This window comes from Delftia deserti, assembly GCF_042653485.1.
GTDB lineage: Bacteria > Pseudomonadota > Gammaproteobacteria > Burkholderiales > Burkholderiaceae_C > Comamonas > Comamonas acidovorans.
The window spans coordinates 6,510,834-6,529,593 of the sequence record NZ_JBHSIH010000001.1 but is presented as its reverse complement, the minus strand read 5'-3'; the positions used below and the strand labels follow the sequence as shown (position 1 = coordinate 6,529,593).

Sequence of the window (18,760 nt, the reverse complement as noted above, 5' to 3'; positions counted from 1 at the left end):
GGTCCAGCCCCGGATTACTTCCACTTGGTGATACTCACTCGTGTGCCCTGGCCCAGCTCGGTTTCTATCTTGAAATCATTCACCAGCCGCTTGCTTCCCGGCAGGCCCAGGCCCATTCCCATGCCGGTGGTGAAACCATCGGTCATGGCCATTTTCAGATCCTTGATTCCGGGCCCGGTGTCTTCAAAGACCAATTGCAAGGCCTGTTTGCCGTTGACTTCGATGATGGCCCAGTTCATGTGGCCACCTTTTCCATGAATCAGCGTATTGCGGGACAGCTCGCTTGCAGCGGTAATCATCTTTGTCTGATCGACCAGCGAGAACTTCAGCATCTGGCAAAGCGAGCGCACCGTTTGGCGCGTGGCAACAATCTGCTGCTCGTTGTGTAACGGCATTTGGCCACTGCGATCATGTTCCAAGGGTGGCTCCCGACTGCTGGGCCCGCAAAAGGGCCATTCCCCTCTCGACGGTCATCGCGGTCCTGACCCCGCCAAGGGACAGGCCCAACTCCACCAGGGTGATTGCAACGGCAGGCTGCATGCCCACCACGACGGTGGCGGCAGACAGGATGCGGGCAATGCCCGAGATGGTCACCAGCATGCGCCCGACGAAGGAGTCCACCACCTCCAGCGCCGAGATATCGATCATGACGCCGCTGGCGCCCGTGCTGGCGATGCGCTCGGCCAGGTCGTCCTGGAGCGCCAGCGCCGTCTGGTCCTGCATGTCGATCTGGATGGAAACCAGCAGCACATCGCCCATGCGCAGGATTGGAATGCGGTCCATGGATGGCTCACTCCTGTGCCTGGCGGGTGATGCGCCAGCCGGTCTTGCCCATGGCCAGCTTGAGCGCCTCGGCCAGCGTGGCCTTGGTGGTGATGTCGCGCATGTCGATGCCCAGGTGCACGATGGTCTGGGCAATCTGGGGCCGGATGCCGCTGATGATGCAGTCCGCGCCCATCAGGCGAATGGCCGTCACGGTGCGCAGCAGGTGCTGGGCCACCAGCGTGTCCACCGTGGGCACGCCGGTGATGTCGATGATGGCCAGCTCCGACTCGGTCGACACCAGGCTTTGCAGCAGGGACTCCATCACCACCTGGGTGCGGTTGCTGTCCAGCGTGCCGATCAGCGGAATGGCCAGCACCCCCTCCCACAGCTTGACGACGGGGGTGGACAGCTCCAGCAATTCTTCCTGCTGGCGGATGATGATCTCCTCGCGTGCCTGCTGGAAGCTGCTGACCGTGTGCTGGGCCATGTTGTCCACCAGCAAGGTGGCCCGCCAGATTTCCTGGATGGCTGCGGCAGGATCGCCCGACAGCCCGCGCTGGATGTGCGCGAACAGCGGCTTTTTCAGCGACAGGATGAACTGGCTGGCCTCACCGGCACGCTGGCCCTGGGCGGCGCGGGTGCGGGACAGCTCGGCCAGCAGGCGCCGCGCGGGATTCCAGCCTTCGTCCGAAAACCTTTGCGGATCGGCGCCGGAAGCGAAGCCGCCCACAATGGCGTTGATAATACCGCGCGCTTCTTTTTCAGCATTCTTCCCAAGCGTGGAGTCTCCCACGCTGGCTTGGGCCATCCAATCCTGGACCAAGCCATCAATATCATTTCGGAGTGTTTGCTGGATAATTCCGGTCATAGATATTTGCTGGATTTCAAACAAATTATTCGTCGAGGCTGCCAGAGAAATGCATTCGTGAAAATACAGCTGGCGTGCCAACCATGTTTTTCTGCAGATTATTCACTGATGCCCTCGCCACGAGAGACACATTTTGTAATATCAAATGGCATCTTCCTGTAAGGGTTTTTCGACAGATGCATGTCCGCCAAGCCGCCACCTGGTCAGCAAGCCCCCCGGTCAGCAAGCTCCCGGTACGCAGCCATGGGGAACGTGGGCACGCCGGTTCCGCCCCTTCCTGGAGGGCGGGACCGGCGCCGTAAGCAGCCTGCAACCCGTGTGCTCACAGGTTTTTTCATCCGTCAAACTGCGCAATGCATGCCCTTGGAAAATCCCAAGGGCATTTCACACCTGGGCGCGGCAAGGCCATACACTGCCCAGCCTTTCTGAAATACGCCATGCCTGATATTGACCATGCAAACAACGCCTTCCACAAAAACCATCGTCAATCAGATTTTTGATCAGGACAGTCTATCGGAGCTATTGAAACAAGAAGCCTCTCATGGCCTGTTTTTCGAGCAATGCGAATTCGATGGATTGAATCTCTATCAACTCGATTTGCAGGGCGCGCAATTTGTGGAGTGCAGTTTTGCCGACACCTGCTTTGAAAGCTGCCAACTGGCCGGCACCCGCTGGCTGCATTGCAAGGCGGGCCGCGCCGATTTTCGGCTGGCAAACCTGACGGATGCCCTGTTTTGCCAGAGCGACCTGAACAACACCAACTGGGAATTGGCCAAGCTGGCCTCAGCGCGCTTTCTTGAAGTCAAGCTGACCGGCGCCAGGTTTGGCGGTGCGCAAACCCTGGGCATTGATTTTCATGAATCCCTGCTGATTGGTGCCGATCTGCGCGGCATGTCCTTCCGCAAGAAAACGCTGGAAGGCCTGAACTTCAGCGATGCCGATCTGGCCGGCTGCGACTTCCGCGATGCCGTCTTCCACAAGGCAAGCCTGCGCGATGCCCATCTCAAGAATGCCCGGTTCGATGGCGCGGACCTGCGCTCGGCGGACTTGCGCGGCTTGACGATTGCCTCGCTCAGCCAGCATTTCAAGGGCAGCCTGATCTCGCATGAGCAGGCTGCCGAGCTGGTGGGCGGGCTGGGCGTGCGCGTGATGTGAGCCGGTTGCGGGCCGGTTGCGGGCCGGTTGCGGGCCGGTTGCGGGCCGGGTGTCGGCCGGCGAAGCTCAGTCCCCTTGCCCGGGCCTGCGCCTGTCCTTGCGCAGCATGTCCAGATAGAGCGCTTCCACCTTCTCGCGCGCCCAGGGCGTCTTGCGCAGGAATTTGAGGCTGGAGCTGACGCTGGGGTCCAGCGTGAAGCAGCGCACCGGGACCTGCCGTGCCAGGGCGGGCCAGCCATAGCGGGCCTCCAGGGCACGGACGATGGCTTCGAGCGTGACGCCGTGCAGCGGATTGCGGGGCTGGGCGGCGGGGGGCGGAGTTTCTTGCATGGGGTGATTCTCCCTTGTGATGGACCGCAAGCCTGGCAGTGCGGTGCACGCGCTGGTGCCGAGGTTGGCAGCGGCAGGACAGGTCCCGCAGAAACGGGGCCGCGCCGGCACTGTGCGAGCGCGGAAAAATTTGTAAACACATGAAACCAAAGAAGAAGTTTCTGTAGCATTCACGGCGTCCTTGCCTCTTCTTCGAACCCGCTTCCATGCCTGCCCTGTCCCTTCGCCAGAAACTGCTGGCTCCGCTGGTTTTCTGCCTGCTGGCGCTGCTTGCGCTGACCCTGTTCAACGCCTACCAGGCACGCAGCAAGGCCTATGAGGCCCGGCAGCAGGCGCTGCGGGACTTTGTCGATTCGGCAGACAGCCTGATTGCCGCCATTGCGGCAGAGGCCAAGGCCGGCAAGCTGCCTGAAGAAGACGCCAAGGCCACGGCCATTGCCCGCGTGGGCCAGCTGCGCTATGCCGGTGGTGCGGGCTACATCACCAGCATCACGACGGATTCCGTGGTGCTGAACAACCCGGCCAGCCCGGGCATCAACGGCAAGAACATGGCCGGCTTCCAGGATGCCAAGGGCAGCTACCTCTACCGCAGCATTGCCGCCGTGGGCGCTTCGGCCCAGGGCAACGGCTATCTCACCTACTGGTGGCCCCGTCCCGGCGCGAAGGAGCCCAGCGAGAAGCTGGCCTATGCCAAGCGGTCCACCTCCTGGAACTGGGACCTGATCGCGGGTGACTATGTGGACGACATCCAGCAGGCCTTCATCGCCACCATCATCAAGTCGGTGGCGGCGCTGGCGGTGCTGGGCGCACTGCTGTCGTTGATTGCCTGGATGGCCACGCGCAGCGTGCTCCATGCCATCGGCGGAGAGCCGGCCGTGGCGGCGGAGATCGCCAACCGCATCGCCGCCGGGGATCTGTCGCAAACCGGGCTGGAGGGGGCATCGCACGCACCGGAAGGCAGCGTGATCGCGGCGGTGCAGCGCATGAGCGAGCAGCTGCGCCAACTGGTGACGCGCATCCATGACACGGCGGGCATCATCCACCGCTCGGCCGGAGAGATCGCCACGGGCAGCCTGGACCTGTCGCAGCGCACGGAGCAGCAGGCCAGTTCGCTGGAGGAAACGGCGGCGTCCATGGAGCAGTTGACCGCCACCGTGCACCAGAACGCGGAAAACGCGCAGCAGGCAAGCCAGATCGCCTCGGGCGCCTGCTCGGTGGCCGAGCGCGGCGGCGCCGTGGTGGACCAGGTGGTGAGCACGATGGGCGAGATCAATACCTCGTCGCGCCGCGTGGTGGACATCATCGGCGTGATCGACGGCATCGCCTTCCAGACCAACATCCTCGCGCTCAACGCGGCCGTGGAGGCTGCCCGTGCTGGCGACCAGGGGCGCGGCTTCGCGGTCGTGGCGGGCGAGGTGCGCACCCTGGCGCAGCGCAGCGCCTCGGCCGCGCGCGAGATCAAGACGCTGATCCAGGCCTCGGTGGAGCGTGTGGATGCCGGCGCCACCCTGGTGGACCAGGCCGGGCAGACCATGCGCGAAGTGGTCACCACGGTGCGCAACATCACAGGCATCGTGACCGAGATCGCCTCGGCCAGCCGCGAGCAAAGCAGCGGCATCGAGCAGGTGGGCCATGCCGTGACCGACATGGACCGCGTGACCCAGCAGAACGCCGCGCTGGTGGAGCAGTCCTCGGCCGCGACACAAGTGCTGCAGGCCGAGTCCGAGAAGCTCTCGCGCCTGACGGCATCGTTCAAACTCTAGGCTTCGCTTCCCTTCTTTTCAGACATGATCACCTGCTACCTGCGCTACATCATCGACCCGTTCAAGGCCAAGGAATTCGAGCACTACGGCAAGACCTGGATTCCGCTGGTCGAGAGATTCGGCGGCAAGCACCACGGCTACTTCCTGCCGTCCGAAGGTGCCAACAATGTGGCGCTGGCCATGTTCAGCTTCCCCAGCATGGCGCTGTACGAGGAGTACCGCATCAAGTCCATGCAGGACCCCGAATGCCAGGCCGCCTTCCGCTACGCGGAGGACACGCGCTGCATCCTCAGCTACGAGCGCAGCTTCATGCGCCCGGTCTTCGGCTGAGCCTCTTGCATGCCGCGCCCATGTGTGCGGCATGTGCGCATGCATGCGTTTGCAAATACGGAATCGGTATTTTCACAACTGAAGCACGCTAACTAGCATCCATCCCATTGCAATCTTTTGAGGATGGAGCGCGTGAACAAGCGTCGTTTCCTGCTGGCCGGCCCTTCTCTGCTGGCCGCTGCCGCCCTGGCTTCCACCCACGCCGCGCGGGCTGCGGCGGATCCCCGGACCCGATTGGTCGTCGCCGACCAGAGCGAGCTGCTGCGCCACCTGCTGGATGCCAGCGGCGAGCGCAAGCGCCTGGGCTTCCAGCTGGAGCTGCCCAACTTCGCGGGCGGCCCGGCCATCTTCGAGGCCATGCGCGCAGGCGCGCTGGACATTGCCTATGTGGGCGACACGCCGCCCATCCAGGCGCGCGCCGCCGGCGTGCAGTTGCCCATCATCGCCACCTTCACGCGCGAGCGCGCCCAGTACCGCCTGGTGCAGCGTGCCGATGCAGGCATAGAGCGCCTGGCCGACCTGCGCGGCAAGCGCCTGAGCTATGTGGAAGGCTCGGGCCGCCAGGTCTTCCTGATCGAGGCATTGACACGCGCGGGCCTGACGCTGGCCGACGTGAAGCTGGTCAACCTGCGCGTGGCCGAACTCAACGACGCGCTGCGCGCCAAGGCCGTGGACGTGGCCGTGCTCATGGAGCCCCATGTCACGCGCCTGGGCAAGCAGATCGGCGCGCGGCCCGTGCCCGATCCGCAGGAGCGCGCGCTGCTGCCCGCCACCTCGTACCTCTATGCCCGGCCCGATGTGCTGGCCGATCCGGCCAAGTCCCAGGCCATCGTCGATTTCCTGGGCGCCTTCGTGCGCGCGGGCAAGTGGAGCAATGGCCACGAGCAGGAATGGGGCCGCCACTACTACACGCAGTTCCAGCGCATCGATGCGGAGAGCACGGCGGCCATCCTGGCATCGCAGTCCGACCTGCTGTTCCAGACGGCCGCCGAGGCGCAGCCCCACCACCAGAAGCTGATCGACATCCTGCACGCGGCGGGCAGCCTGCCGCAGCGGCTGGATGCGGCCGGCTCCTTCGTGTCCACCTACGACCGCGTGATCGTGGCCAACCGATGAACCGGCCAGAAGACACACGATGACGCAAGCGCAACTGGACATCAACGCGGCCGGTCTGGCACCGGCCACCGCAGCCACTGCTCAATCCGCGCCCGCCACCCGGGCCGCCGTGCAACTGGTGCCCGCGCGCCTGTCGCAGGGCGCGCTGCTGGTGGGCCCCGGCCTGCTGCTGGTGCTGTGGGAGGCGGCCTCGCGCCTGGGCTGGCTCTCACCCGAGACGCTGACCGCGCCCTCGCAGGCCCTGGTCGCCGGCTACGGCATGGTGGCCGACGGCAGCCTGCTGCCCCACCTGCTGGCATCGGCAGGCCGTGCCTACAGCGGGTTGCTGCTGGGCGTGGTGGCCGGCGTGCTGCTGGCCCTGGCCTCGGGCCTGACGCGCACGGGCGAGGCCCTGCTCGACGGCCTGGTGCAGATCAAGCGCGCCGTGCCCACGCTGGCGCTGATTCCCCTGGCCATCATCTGGCTGGGCATTGGCGAGTCCATGAAGATCTTCCTGATCTTCACGGCCGTGCTGGTGCCCGTCTACATCAACACCCACGCGGCCCTGCGCGGCATCGACATCGGCCATGTGGAGCTGGCCCAGACCCTGGGCCTGTCGCGCGCCGAATTCATCCGCAAGGTGGCGCTGCCGGGCGCGCTGCCGGGCTTCTTCGTGGGCCTGCGCATTGCCGTGTCGCTGTGCTGGACGGCGCTGGTGGTGCTGGAGCTGATCAACACCCAGACCGGCATCGGCTACCTCATGAACCGCGCCCGCGACTGGGGGCAGACCGATGTGATCGTGGTAGGCATCCTCATCTACGCCCTGCTGGGCCTGCTGTCCGACGCCGTGGTGCGCCGCATCGAGGCGCATGTGCTGTCCTACCGGAGGTCGCTGGGATCATGAACCATCACCCCACCCCGGGCGCCGTGCGGCTGCAGCGCTTCACGCGCAGCTTTGGCGGCAAGAACGTGCTGGACGCCATCGACCTGGACATTGCCCCGGGCCAGTTCGTGGCCCTGCTGGGCGAGTCCGGCTCGGGCAAGACCACCTTGCTGCGCGCGCTCGCCGGGCTGGACGGCCATGCGCAGTCCAGCGGCGCGGCCAGTGCGCTGGGCAATGTGTCCGTGCTGTTCCAGGACGCGCGCCTGCTGCCCTGGCTGTCGGTGCTGGACAACCTCACGCTGGGGCTGGACGCCCGCGCCGTGCGGCCTGCAGCCGAACAGATCCTGGCCGACGTGGGCCTGCAGGACAAGGCCGGCGCCTGGCCCGCCACGCTGTCGGGCGGCCAGAAGCAGCGTGCATCGCTGGCCCGCAGCCTGCTGCGCGACCCGCACGTGCTGCTGGCCGACGAGCCCTTCGGCGCGCTGGACGCGCTCACGCGCATGCGCATGCACGGCCTGCTGCTGCGCCTGGTCGAGCGCATACGGCCCACGGTCATCCTCGTCACGCACGACGTGGACGAATCCCTGCTGCTGGCCGACCGCATCCTGGTGCTCAGGGACGGCCGCATCGCCGAGGACCACGCCGTGGACCTGCCCCATCCCCGCCGCCCCGACCATCCTGCCTTCATGCAGCTGCGCGCCACCTTGCTGCGCAGCCTGGGCGTCGAGACAGAGATCGCCTGACGCCGGCCCCGCCCGCGAAACAACCCACACAACAAAGGACTGCTCCCATGCCTCGGCAACTGCACCTGAACCTGTTCCTCATGACGCGCGGCCACCATGAAGGCGCCTGGCGCCATCCCGGCGCCAACCGCAAGGCGCTCACCGACCTGGAGCTGTACGTCGATGCCGCACGCATCGCCGAGGCCGCCAAATTCGACGCCGTCTTCCTGGCCGACAGCCTGGTCGGGCCCGAGAGCGGCCAGCAGATCACCTCGGGCCTGCTGGACCCGCTGGTGCTGCTGACGGCACTGGCGCTGCGCACCGAGCGCATCGGCCTGATCGGCACCGCCTCCACCACCTACAGCCATGCCTATACGCTGGCGCGCCAGTTCGCCTCCCTGGACCATCTGTCCAAGGGACGGGCGGGCTGGAACATCGTCACTTCCTGGGCGCCCAACGCGGGCCTGAACTTCGGACTGGCCGACAACGTGGACCACGGAGACCGCTACCGCATCGCCGAGGAATTCGTGTCCGCCGTCGATGCGCTGTGGCGCAGCTTTCCGGCCAGCGCCCTGCTGGACGACACGACGGCGGGCCAGTTCCTCGACGCATCGCAGATCCAGCCCGTCCACTTCGAGGGCAAATACATCCGCACGCGCGGCCCGCTCAACGTGCCCGGCAGCCCGCAGGGCCGGCCCGTCTTCGTGCAGGCCGGCCAGTCCGAGTCCGGCCGCGCCTTTGCCGCGCAATGGGCCGAGGCCATCTTCACGGCCCACGGCTCGCGGGAATCGGCCCAGGCCTTCTATGCCGACATCAAGGGACAGGCGCAGCAGTTGGGCCGCCGCCCGCAGGACATCGTGATCCTGCCCGGCATCAGCGCCGCCATCGGCTCTACCGAATACGAGGCGCGCCAGGTCTGGGAAGAGCTCGACAGCCTGACCAGCATCGAGGTCGGCCTGGCCCGCCTGTCCGCACGCTTTGGCGGCCACGACTTCTCGGCCGTGCCGCTGGACCGCCGGCTCACGCGCGACGACTTCCCCGATCCCGACAAGGTCGAAGCCTCGCGCAGCCGCGCCGTGGGCTACGTGGAAACCAGCCTGCGCGACGGCCTCACCCTGCGCGGCCTGCTCAAGCGCCTGGCCGGCGCCCGCGGCCACCTGGCCGTGGCCGGCACGCCCGAACAGGTGGCCGACATCATCGAAGACTGGTTCAGGCACGGCGCAGCCGACGGCTTCAACGTCATGCCGCCCATACTCAACCAGCAGTTCGAGCTGTTCACCAGCGAAGTCGTGCCGCTGCTGCGCAAGCGCGGCCTGTTCCGCGAGGAATACGAAAGCCGCACGCTGCGCGGGCATTTCGGGCTGGGGGAGCTGGCGGGGACGGGAGCGGTTGGTGCCCCAGCCGCCCGCCCAAGGGAGCAAGCGCTGGCGGCTTGACCGATGCGGCGCTGCGGCTGCACAGACAGGTCTACAGCAGAATGTCCGCCGTGGGGTACTTCCAGAAGTCGCGCAGCAGGTAGCTGATCGGCAGGTTCAGATTCGTGGAGCTGGGTGGAATCGGCTGCAGGAACCACTTCTCGTAGATGGGATGGATTTCGCGGCTGATGATGAGCCGCTTCATCTCTTCATCGACCAGTTTCTTGAACGCGGTATCGGCCTTCGGCAGCATGATGGCCAGGGGTTCGGTGGTCAGGAACTTGCCCACCACCTTCAGGGCGCGTGGATCGGGCCGTGCAGCGGCCAGCCCGTTGAGAAGCACGTCATCCATCACGAACGCATCAGCCTCGCCCTTCTCCACCATCTCCAGCGCCTTCGCGTGATCTGGCGCCTCCAGGATGGTGATGCCCAGGAGGCGCTGCCTGTTGGCCTGCGTGGCCACGGCCATCGGGCTGGTGCCCTTGGTGGAAACCAGCTTTTTCCCCTTGAGATCTTCCATCGCGTTGACGGTGCTTTCGGCCTTCACGAGCATCCGGGCGCCGGTGATGAAATGGGGAACCGTGAACGCCACGGTCTGGCGCCGCTGCGCGTTGTTCGTGGTCGAGCCGCACTCCATGTCGGCCTTGCCCTGCTCGATCACGCCCATGCGATTGGCGGGCGTGACCATCAGGAACTCCACCTTCATGTCCTTCCTGCCTGTCTGCTTGCGCACCGCCTCGGCCAGGCGAAGGCACAGATCCAGCGCGTAGCCGACGGGCTTGCCGCTGCGCGTGTCGATGTAGGAGAAGGGAACCGACGATTCCCGGTGCGCAATCACCAGCGCGCCACCGGCCTGGATCTTGTCCAGCACACCGGCTGCAGATACACCGCTCAAGGCCGACAGGCCCAACGCACCCAACGCAATTCCCCACTGGCGAAAGATCATCGGAGTCCTTGGCTCGCAAGCGCCGGGCGGCGCCCAGCAGTGTCGTGACAGGTTATACACGTATTGTTACCAGATGTGCAAACCGGGGCTGCCGCCGGTTTTGATGCCTCCTTGGCCACCGGCTTTTCCCCCTCCCCCGTTATGGCAGGATCACCAGCACCAGAATTACCGAGGGAACTCCCATGCTGATCAACTGCGTCGCCTACGAAAACGGGGCCAAGCTGGCGGACATACCCGTCGCCGACATCAGCAACTACATAGAGCGACCCGGCTGCTTCGTCTGGGTGGCGCTGGCGGACGCCACGCCGGCCGAGCTGGAGGAGATGCGCCAGGAGTTCGGCCTGCACGCCCTGGCCGTGGAGGATGCGCTGCACGGCCACCAGCGGCCCAAGCTGGAGGAGTACGGCAGCTCGCTGTTTGCCGTGATGCACCTGCTCGAGCCCGAGCCCGAGCGGCCCGGCCACTTCAACCATGGCGAGGTCGATGTCTTCGTGGGCTCCAACTATGTGCTGTCGGTGCGCAACCGCAGCAAGCGCGGTTTCCTGGGCGTGCGCGAGCGCTGCGAGAGCGAGCCCGAGCTGCTGCGCCACGGCTCGGGCTTTGTGCTGTATGCGCTGATGGATGCGGTGGTGGACCGCTACTTTCCCATCATCGACGCGCTGGAGGTGGAGCTGGAGCAGATCGAGCAGCAGATCTTCACCAAGGGCGCGGCGCGCGACAACATCAAGCAGCTGTATGAACTCAAGGGCCGCGCCATGGACCTCAAGCACGCCGTGGCCCCCCTGCTGGAAGCCGTGGGCAAGCTCAACGGCGGGCGCGTCCCCCAGATCTGCGTGGGCTCCAGGGACTACTTCCGCGATGTGATGGATCACCTGGGCCGCATCAACGCCCAGATCGACACCATGCGCGACACCGTGGGCACGGCCATCCAGGTGAACCTGTCCATGGTGTCCATCGAGGAAAACGAAGTCACCAAGCGGCTGGCGGCCTGGGCCAGTATCTTCGCCATCTGCACGGCCTTCTTCGGCGTCTGGGGAATGAACTTCGAGAACATGCCCGAACTGAAGTGGCAATACGGCTATCCGGCCGCACTGCTGTTCGTGCTGGGCGTTTGCGGCCTGCTCTACTACAAGTTCCGCAAGGCGGGGTGGCTGTAGGCGGCGGAAGGCGAGCGGTGCCAGGGTATTCACCCAGCCGCACCGTCACAGCCGCGTCACACATCCACGCCACCATCCCAGGCGCCAACTCCTGCACGCCCGGATTCCCCACCATGTACGACGAACTTCTGCCCGACCACCATGATTCGCTGATGCAGCGCATCGAACGCGACCTGCTAGACAGCTACGACGAAGAACTGGAGATGGAGATAGACGACGCCCGCCTGGGCAGCGGTGGCGACGATCTGGACGGTGCCGACACCGTGAGCCGCCAGACCTACTTTCGCGAACTGCTGCGCCTGCAGGGCGAGCTGGTCAAGCTGCAGGACTGGGTGCAGCACCACAGGAAAAAGGTGGTCATCCTCTTCGAGGGCCGCGATGCGGCCGGCAAGGGCGGCGTGATCAAGCGCATCACCCAGCGCCTGAACCCGCGCGTGTGCCGCGTGGCCGCCCTGCCCGCTCCCAACGACCGCGAGCGCACGCAGTGGTACTTCCAGCGCTATGTCTCCCACCTGCCTGCGGGTGGCGAGATCGTTCTCTTCGACCGCAGCTGGTACAACCGCGCGGGCGTGGAGCGCGTGATGGGCTTTTGCTCCGACGAGGAGTACGAGGAGTTCTTCCGCTCCGTGCCCGAGTTCGAGAAGATGCTGGTGCGCTCGGGCATCACGCTGGTGAAGTACTGGTTCTCCATCACCGACGACGAGCAGCACCTGCGCTTTCTGGGCCGCGTGCACGACCCGCTCAAGCAGTGGAAGCTCAGCCCCATGGACTTCGAGAGCCGCCGCCGCTGGGAGGACTACACCAAGGCCAAGGAAGCCATGCTGGAACGCACCCACATCGCCGAGGCGCCCTGGTGGCTGGTGCAGGCCGTGGACAAGAAGAAGGCCCGGCTCAACTGCATCTCCCACCTGCTGACGCAGCTGCCCTATGAAGAGATAGAGCACCCGGCCATCGTGCTGCCAGAGCGCACGCGCAATCCCGAATACACACGCAACCCCGTTCCCCAGCACATGTACGTTCCGGATCTGTACTGAGCGGCGGCCGGCAGCGGGCTGCCGGCGTTCTCACGCCCCGTCTTCTCAAGACCCGTTTCCTCAAGCCTTCTGCGCCTCGCCATCCTCCACGGATGCCTCGGGCCACTCAGAGGACACGGAGGACGCGGAGGCCTCGGAGGACTCGGACGCCTCAGGCATCTCTGGCGCTGGCCCTGCCCCGGCGACTGCAGCCGCCTGCGGCACCTCGGCAACCTCTACAACCTCGGCCGCACGCTTGCGCCGGTCCTGCTCCAGCAGCGCGGTCAGCGCCGCGTGGATGCGCTCCAGCGTGCCGCCCGGGTTGACCCACCAGTCCGTGGACCAGATGCGCAGAATCTGCCAGCCCAGGCCGCGCAGCACCTGCTCGCGCAGCTTGTCGCGGTCGCGTGCCGTGGCCGAGCGGTGGTAGGTGGCGCCGTCGCACTCCACGCCCGCCAGGTAGCTGCCCGCATGGTCCGGGTGCACCACGCCCAGGTCCACGCGGAACGAGGATGCGCCGATCTGCGTGTGCACGCGCCAGCCCTTGCGCTCCAGCGCCTGGGCCACGCTGGCCTCGAAGGGGCTGTCGAAATCGCCCTGGCTGCCATGGTGCGACTCGGCCAGCGCGCGCGGGCCGCGCTCGGCAAATTCCAGGAAGTGCTTGAGGTCGCGCACGCCCGCCGCCTGGGTGCGCGACAGGTCCATCTGCTCGCCGCGCAGGCTGGAGAAGATGCGCAGCTCCTGCCGCGCGCGCGTCACCGCCACGTTCAGCCGCCGCTCTCCACCATCGCGGTTGAGCGGGCCGAAGTTCATGGACACGGCGCCCGAGATATCAGGCCCGTAGGTGATGGAAAAATACATGATGTCCCGCTCGTCGCCCTGCACGCTCTCCAGGTTCTTGACGAAGACGGGCTCCAGCAGCGCATCGGAGAAAAACGGCTCCAGCCCCGGGTCCTTGCGGCGCTCCTCGTCCAGCAGGTCCTCGATCAGGCTTTGCTGCTCGGAGTTGAAGGTGACCACGCCGATGGTGGCGCCCGACTGCGCAAACCCCGGCGACTGCAGCCGCGCCACCAGGTCGGCCACCAGGGCCCTGGCCTCGGGCTGGTTGATGCGGGCGCCACCTTTTTCATAGCGGCCCTGCACGGCGTGGAAGCTGACGGCGCGGTCATCGGTGACGGGCGAGGGAAAGGTCACCAGCCCGCCGCCGTAGTAGCGGTGGTTGCTGAAGGCGATCAGGCTTTCATGGCGCGAGCGGTAGTGCCAGGACAGGTTGCGCGTGGGCAGGCTGGCGCCCAGGCATTCGTCCAGGATGCTTTCCATGTCGCCTTCCACGCCCTGCGTGTCGTCGTCGAAGGTGTCGGAGGTGTCGGCGCGGCCGAAGAAGCTGGTGGGCGGCAGCTGCTTGGGATCGCCCACCATGACCACCTGCTTGGCACGCGCCATGGCGCCGATGGCGTCCCAGACGGGGATCTGCGAGGCCTCGTCGAAGATGACGATGTCGAAGTTGCTGGTCTCGGCGCTGAGGTACTGAGCAATGGACAGCGGGCTCATCAGCAGGCAGGGCGTCAGGCGCAGCACGGCCGAGGGGATCTGCTCCAGCAGCTGGCGCAGCGGCAGGTGCTGGCGCTTCTTGGTGATCTCGCGCCGCAGGATGCCCCACTCGCTGTTGCGCTGGATGCTGTCGGCCGACGGCAGGCCCGCGCACAGCCGCGCACGTATCCACTGGCGCGTGACCGAGGTGAATTCATCGTCCAGCGCGCGGAAGTCGGCAATGCGCCGCTCATGCTCGGCAGAGACGAAGCGCTTGAGCACCTCGTCCTCATCCACGGCCAGCGCCAGCCACCAGCGCGCGTAGTTGACCTCGAAGGCCTGGGGCGCCTGGGCCGGCTCCAGGCTGCCGGACTCGATGGCGTCGGCCAGCGCACCCAGCCCGCCCGCGCGGGCCGCGGCCTGGGCATTGCGCCAGGCGCACCAGGCATGCAGGCCGCCCTGCCCGGCCAGCACGCCGCCCGCTGTGGCCGCCAGTTGCTCGGCGGTGCGCTGGGCCAGGGCACGCTGCTGCGGCTCGCCATGGGCTGCCGCCGCGCCGAAGGGGTCTATGGCCGCGTGCAGGCCGGCCAGGCTGTCCAGCAACTGCTGGCAGGCCATGCCGACTGCGGCGCCCTCGCCCAGCTCGGCGCTGCGCAAGGCCAGCACCTGGTGCAGGGCCTGGCGTGCCTGGGCCAGCTCGGCCTCCTGCCAGCCCAGCCCGGTCAGCCCTGCCTGCAGCGATCCCTGCAGGCGCAGCGCATGCTCCACGGCTTGCGGGCGCGTGTCCAGGCCGTCCCAGACGCCGGGGCAGCGCAAGCGCAGCTCGTCCAGCGCCAGCAGCTGTTCCTCGATGGCGCTGCGGGCCGCCAGCTGCGCATGGGCCTGCTGCAGTGCCGCACCACAGCGGCCCTGGGCCACGGCGGCGTGCGATGCCATCAGGCCGCCGCGCCGCGTCAGTTGCAGGCGCTCGTGCTCGAAGGCCAGCGCGTCCTGCAAGGCCTGGGCATCGGTTTCCAGGCCGCGCCACAGGCCGTGGCTGGCATCGGCCAGCGGCAGGTAGCCATCGAGCTGGCGGTCGATCTGGTACAGGGCCTGCAGGCGCTGCACTTCGGCTGCCCAGCGCTCGCCGCCATGGCCTTCTGCCACGGCCTCCAGTCCGTCGAGCGAGAAGGATTTCTGCGCGCGCGCGGCCAGCAGGGCCGCATTGGCCTTCAGGGCGCTGCGCGCATGGTCGGTGCGCGTGCGGTGTCCGGCCCACAGGCCATCGGCTGCGGCGCCGGGCTGGATCTGGTCCAGTTCCTCGCGCAGGCCCCGGATGCGCACCAGGGCGGCCAGGTCATCGGCCACGCGCGGCTCGCCCGCGCCTTCGATGGTGGCCTCCAGCGCCGCGCGCACCTTGCGCCGGCCCAGCCAGGACAGCGGCCACAAGGACTTGCCGGCCCTGGCCCATTCGCGCTGCAGCTGCACCACGTTGAGCTGGCCCACGCCCGCGCCGTACTTGACGGACAGGCCCTGGCGCAGCGCCGCGATCTCGTCGATGCACTGCAGGCCGCGCTCCAGCTCGTCGCCCAGTGCCACGGGCCAGGGCGTGCCCAGCCCGGCCTGCAGGCGCCGGCGCTGCGCCAGCAGGTCCAGCGCCTGGGCCAGGCGCGCCTGCAGCTCGGCCGGCCAGGGCGCCGGCATCTGAGAGGACAGATCACCGTGCTGCGCCAGCAGCTGCAGGCCCGATTGCAGGGATTCGCAAATGCGCGCGCTGTCGGGCAGTACGCAAAAAGCCAGGTTGCGGCCTGCGGCCGCAGGCAACGCCCGCGCGATCACGCCCAGCGCCGAGCGCGCCTGGCGCCCCAGCGCAGGCCACTCGATGCGCAGCAGCCGGCCCAGTTCCTGGGCGGCAGCGGCAAAGCCCCGGCCTGCCTGGTCCAGCGCCTGGGCGGCGTCCACCATCTGCTGCTGCCAGCGCACGGACCAGTCGCTGGCCTGCACCGTGGCCAGCGGCCCGTCTTTCAGATGCTGCGCGCCCACGGCCTGGGCATTGGCCTGCAGGCGGCCCGCAGTCTCGCGCAAAAGGGCCAGGCCCGCTTCGTCATGGGCCTGGGGCGTGGGCCAGTGAAATCCCAGGCGCGGCAGCGCCTCGCCACCGGCCACGGCGCCAATGGCGCGGTAGATGGTCCAGCCGTTGGCGTGGCGCCGGTGCAGGCGCTCCACATAGGCCGACAACTGCTCGCGCAGGCGGCCGAGCTGGCTGGCCTTGGCGGCCCAGGCCTCGGCATCCACCTCCCCGTGCGAGTCCCAGGATTTCTGCAGCTGGCCCAGCACATCGAGCTTGCGGCTCTTGTTGGAGTGCAGCTCCAGGCAGAACTCGCCCAGGCCCACTTCGCGCAGGCGGCGGTAGACCACGTCCAGCGCGGCGATTTTCTCGGCCACGAAGAGCACGCGCTTGTCCTCGGCCAGGCACTGCGCGATCAGGTTGGCAATGGTCTGGCTCTTGCCCGTGCCCGGCGGGCCGATGAGCACGAAGTCCTTGCCGCGCGCAGCGGCCATCACGGCCGACAGCTGCGATGAATCGGCCGGCAGCGGGCTGAAGACCTGCTGCGGCGCGAACTCCTGGTCCAGCCGCCGCGTGTCGGGAAAGGCGATCTCCGAGCGATAGGGCTCGCGCGGCGTGTCGATCAGGTGGGCGACCACGGGCGAGCTGCGCAGCTGGTCGGCGCGCTCGGCCAGGTCCTTCCACATCAGGTACTTGGCGAAGGAGAACATGGACAGCACCACGTCCTCGCTGACCTCCCAGCCGCGCACGTCCTTGATCGCCTCGCGCACGCGGGCCCAGATGCCGGTGATGTCCAGCCCGGCCTCGTCGCGCGGCAGGTCGCCTGCGGGCACGCCCAGCTCCAGCTGGAAGTCCTGGCGCAGCATCTCGACCAGCGTGGGATTGAAGCGCGGCTCGTCCTCATGCGCCTGCAGCGTGAAGCCCGAGCGCGCGCTCTTGCGCTCCAGCGTGACGGGCAGCAGGATCAGCGGCGCGCGCACGCGCACATCGGGCTTGTCGGGCCGGCTCCAGACCAGAAAGCCCAGGGCAACGAACAAGGTGTTGGCGCCGCCTTCCTGCAGCGCGTTGCGTGCGCCGCGAAACAGCTCCACAAAGCGGCTGTCCAGCTCCAGCGGCTCCAGGTCGATGAAGACCTCGCGCCGCTGCAGCGCCTCTTCGGCGTGCGCGCCGCGCAGGTCTTCCAGGCTGCGCGCCTCGTGCAATGGCTGGCTGCGCGGGTCCTTGCCCTGCATGAGCTCGGGGCTGGGCAGCAGCTTGAGCACCTGGCCCTGGGCCAGCGTGTCCTCCAGCGCAGGCGCGGCCACCTGCAGCAGCAGCGATTTCTTGCCGGGCTTGAAGTTGAGCAGTGCATTGCGCAGCGACAGGTCCAGCAGCCGGCGCTGCCAGCGCGCCAGCCTGTCCTTGGGATCGAGCTGGGAGGTGGGCACTTCGCGTGTCTGCGCCTGCGCCAGGAGCTCGGGCGGCGGCTCCACGGTGAGCCGTGGCTCGGCCTGGCCTTCGCCGGCCTCGGGCGCGGCGTCCTGGGGCTGGGCCAGCGCCAGCGGGCGGATGCGCTGCATGCGCGCGCGCCGCACGTCCACCAGCAGCTCGAACTGGTCCTCATGCTCTTCGGCGAGCTGGCGCGCGCCCTGGGCAATGGCCTGGCTGAAGGCCACGGCCTGGCCTTGCGCGGCCAGCGTGGTCTCGAAGAGCACCAGCTCCTGCAGCTTGAGCCGCTTGCGCACGGCCGTGATGTCATCGACCACGGCGGTCGAGAATTCCTGCCTGCCCAGCCACAGGCCCACGAAGGCATGGCCGCGCGTGAAGACCAGCAGCGGGTTCAGGTGCGCCTGCTCCAGGCAGGAGGCGAACAGCAGCGTCAGGTCCAGGCAGGTGGCCAGGCCCGCATCCAGTACCTGGGACGCGCCGCGTATCTTCTGGCCCGCATGCTCGAAGCTGGCCGGCGGCAGCGCGTAGTTGAGCTTCTTCTGGAGCACGGAAGTCCAGATGGCCGAGGCCAGTTCCCAGGCCCGCTGCGGCCCCTGTTCATAGCCGTTGATGGCGCCGGACTTGCCCGCCGCCTCCAGCGCCTGCGCAGCGCCCTTGAGGATGCGGTCCACGGCCGGGTCGTTGGGTTGCACGAAGGCCGCCACCATCTCGGGCAAATGCCCCAGGCCGCCCCACTGGTTGCGTGCCAGCAGTTCCAGCGGGTGTTCGTGCCGGGCCAGCACCGTCTCTGCCGGCTGGCCGCTGCGCAGCTCCAGCCGCAGCACGGCGGGCTCGGCCTCGGTCAGGCGCGAGAGCAAGGCGCCGTCCAGCGCCACATCCAGGTCGGTCAGCGCATAGGTGCTGTGCGCGGCCACCGACTCCAGGCGCCAGGTGCGCGGCTTGATGAAGGCAGGCTCCGAGGCCAGGTGCAGGCTCAGCGCCTGCAGCGGCAGCTCGCCCTCGTTGACGATGGCCAGCTCCAGCAGCGCGGGCACGGCGTTCTGGAAGTCGGCGAGATTGAGCTTGGCGACGGTGCCGATGCGCAGCTGCGTGGCCGTCTGCGGCGCCTGGGCGGCGGAGGCTGCGGCATCTGCGGGGGAATCTCGGCGGGGGTCTTCTGTCATGCGCGGTAGTCCTTGGCTGGCCAGCAGGCGGCGGGAACTGTCGAAATCCCGTCATATTCCTGGCCCGACGATTGTCCGCTGCGAATGGGGCGCCGTGTCCGAGATGGGCGGTTTTCAGGGGTCACTGTTTGCAAAAAATGAGAGCAGGAA

Annotated in this window: 15 protein-coding genes; 9 read left to right on the top strand and 6 right to left on the bottom strand. The window is 67.3% G+C overall.

Translation table 11 applies throughout. From position 1 onward, the window contains the following. Positions 1-14 precede the first annotated feature (14 nt). The 3 genes from ACFPFG_RS30785 to ACFPFG_RS30775 are packed head-to-tail and all read right to left on the bottom strand — an operon-like array spanning position 15 to position 1,633. On the bottom strand, positions 15-419 hold the full coding sequence (locus ACFPFG_RS30785) for an anti-sigma regulatory factor (protein WP_197955953.1): 405 nt from the start codon (positions 417-419) through the stop codon (positions 15-17). Further along, entirely contained in the window at positions 409-783 is a 375-nt protein-coding gene (locus ACFPFG_RS30780) for an STAS domain-containing protein (protein ID WP_012206213.1), read from the bottom strand. Before ACFPFG_RS30780 ends, ACFPFG_RS30785 begins: the two co-directional genes overlap by 11 nt. 7 nt (positions 784-790) lie before the next feature. Beyond that, a complete protein-coding gene (locus ACFPFG_RS30775; protein ID WP_380109680.1) occupies positions 791-1,633 on the bottom strand; it encodes an STAS domain-containing protein in 843 nt (280 codons plus the stop codon). A gap of 453 nt (positions 1,634-2,086) precedes the next feature. Here ACFPFG_RS30775 and ACFPFG_RS30770 point away from each other — a divergent pair, with 453 nt between their 5' ends. After that, a complete protein-coding gene (locus ACFPFG_RS30770) occupies positions 2,087-2,788 on the top strand; it encodes a pentapeptide repeat-containing protein (protein WP_183022092.1) in 702 nt (233 codons plus the stop codon). A gap of 66 nt (positions 2,789-2,854) precedes the next feature. Here ACFPFG_RS30770 and ACFPFG_RS30765 read toward each other — a convergent pair whose 3' ends face one another. Further along, entirely contained in the window at positions 2,855-3,118 is a 264-nt protein-coding gene (locus tag ACFPFG_RS30765; protein ID WP_312372422.1) for a VF530 family protein, read from the bottom strand. A gap of 206 nt (positions 3,119-3,324) precedes the next feature. Here ACFPFG_RS30765 and ACFPFG_RS30760 point away from each other — a divergent pair, with 206 nt between their 5' ends. The 6 genes from ACFPFG_RS30760 to ACFPFG_RS30735 all read left to right on the top strand — a co-directional run bounded on the left by ACFPFG_RS30760 (position 3,325) and on the right by ACFPFG_RS30735 (position 9,347). After that, positions 3,325-4,881, top strand: coding sequence for a methyl-accepting chemotaxis protein (locus ACFPFG_RS30760; protein ID WP_183022094.1), 1,557 nt, complete (start codon positions 3,325-3,327; stop codon positions 4,879-4,881). A 24-nt stretch (positions 4,882-4,905) separates the two neighbouring features. After that, positions 4,906-5,211, top strand: a complete 306-nt coding sequence (locus ACFPFG_RS30755) for an NIPSNAP family protein (protein ID WP_183022095.1) — start codon at positions 4,906-4,908, stop codon at positions 5,209-5,211. A 123-nt stretch (positions 5,212-5,334) separates the two neighbouring features. After that, positions 5,335-6,327, top strand: coding sequence for an ABC transporter substrate-binding protein (locus ACFPFG_RS30750; RefSeq protein ID WP_197955951.1), 993 nt, complete (start codon positions 5,335-5,337; stop codon positions 6,325-6,327). A 19-nt stretch (positions 6,328-6,346) separates the two neighbouring features. After that, positions 6,347-7,210, top strand: coding sequence for an ABC transporter permease (locus ACFPFG_RS30745; RefSeq protein ID WP_013801848.1), 864 nt, complete (start codon positions 6,347-6,349; stop codon positions 7,208-7,210). Then, on the top strand, positions 7,207-7,932 hold the full coding sequence (locus ACFPFG_RS30740; RefSeq protein WP_183022097.1) for an ABC transporter ATP-binding protein: 726 nt from the start codon (positions 7,207-7,209) through the stop codon (positions 7,930-7,932). The genes ACFPFG_RS30745 and ACFPFG_RS30740 overlap by 4 nt, the downstream gene beginning before the upstream one ends. Positions 7,933-7,979: 47 nt before the next feature. Next, positions 7,980-9,347 carry an LLM class flavin-dependent oxidoreductase gene (locus tag ACFPFG_RS30735; RefSeq protein ID WP_197955950.1) on the top strand — a complete coding sequence of 456 codons (1,368 nt, stop codon included), beginning with the start codon at positions 7,980-7,982 and terminating at the stop codon, positions 9,345-9,347. Between the two features lie 31 nt (positions 9,348-9,378). On the opposite strand, the gene ACFPFG_RS30730 is transcribed toward ACFPFG_RS30735, so the two are convergent. Beyond that, the gene (locus ACFPFG_RS30730) at positions 9,379-10,272 is read right to left on the bottom strand and encodes an amino acid ABC transporter substrate-binding protein (protein ID WP_197955949.1); all 894 of its coding nucleotides are present in this window, start codon (positions 10,270-10,272) and stop codon (positions 9,379-9,381) included. Positions 10,273-10,454: 182 nt separating this feature from the next. Here ACFPFG_RS30730 and corA point away from each other — a divergent pair, with 182 nt between their 5' ends. After that, positions 10,455-11,429 carry a magnesium/cobalt transporter CorA gene (gene corA, locus ACFPFG_RS30725; RefSeq protein ID WP_012206223.1) on the top strand — a complete coding sequence of 325 codons (975 nt, stop codon included), beginning with the start codon at positions 10,455-10,457 and terminating at the stop codon, positions 11,427-11,429. 113 nt (positions 11,430-11,542) lie between these two features. Then, on the top strand, positions 11,543-12,463 hold the full coding sequence (gene ppk2 / locus ACFPFG_RS30720; protein WP_199136634.1) for a polyphosphate kinase 2: 921 nt from the start codon (positions 11,543-11,545) through the stop codon (positions 12,461-12,463). Between the two features lie 60 nt (positions 12,464-12,523). On the opposite strand, the gene ACFPFG_RS30715 is transcribed toward ppk2, so the two are convergent. Then, positions 12,524-18,610, bottom strand: coding sequence for a DUF4011 domain-containing protein (locus ACFPFG_RS30715; RefSeq protein WP_380109673.1), 6,087 nt, complete (start codon positions 18,608-18,610; stop codon positions 12,524-12,526). Positions 18,611-18,760: the final 150 nt, after the last annotated feature.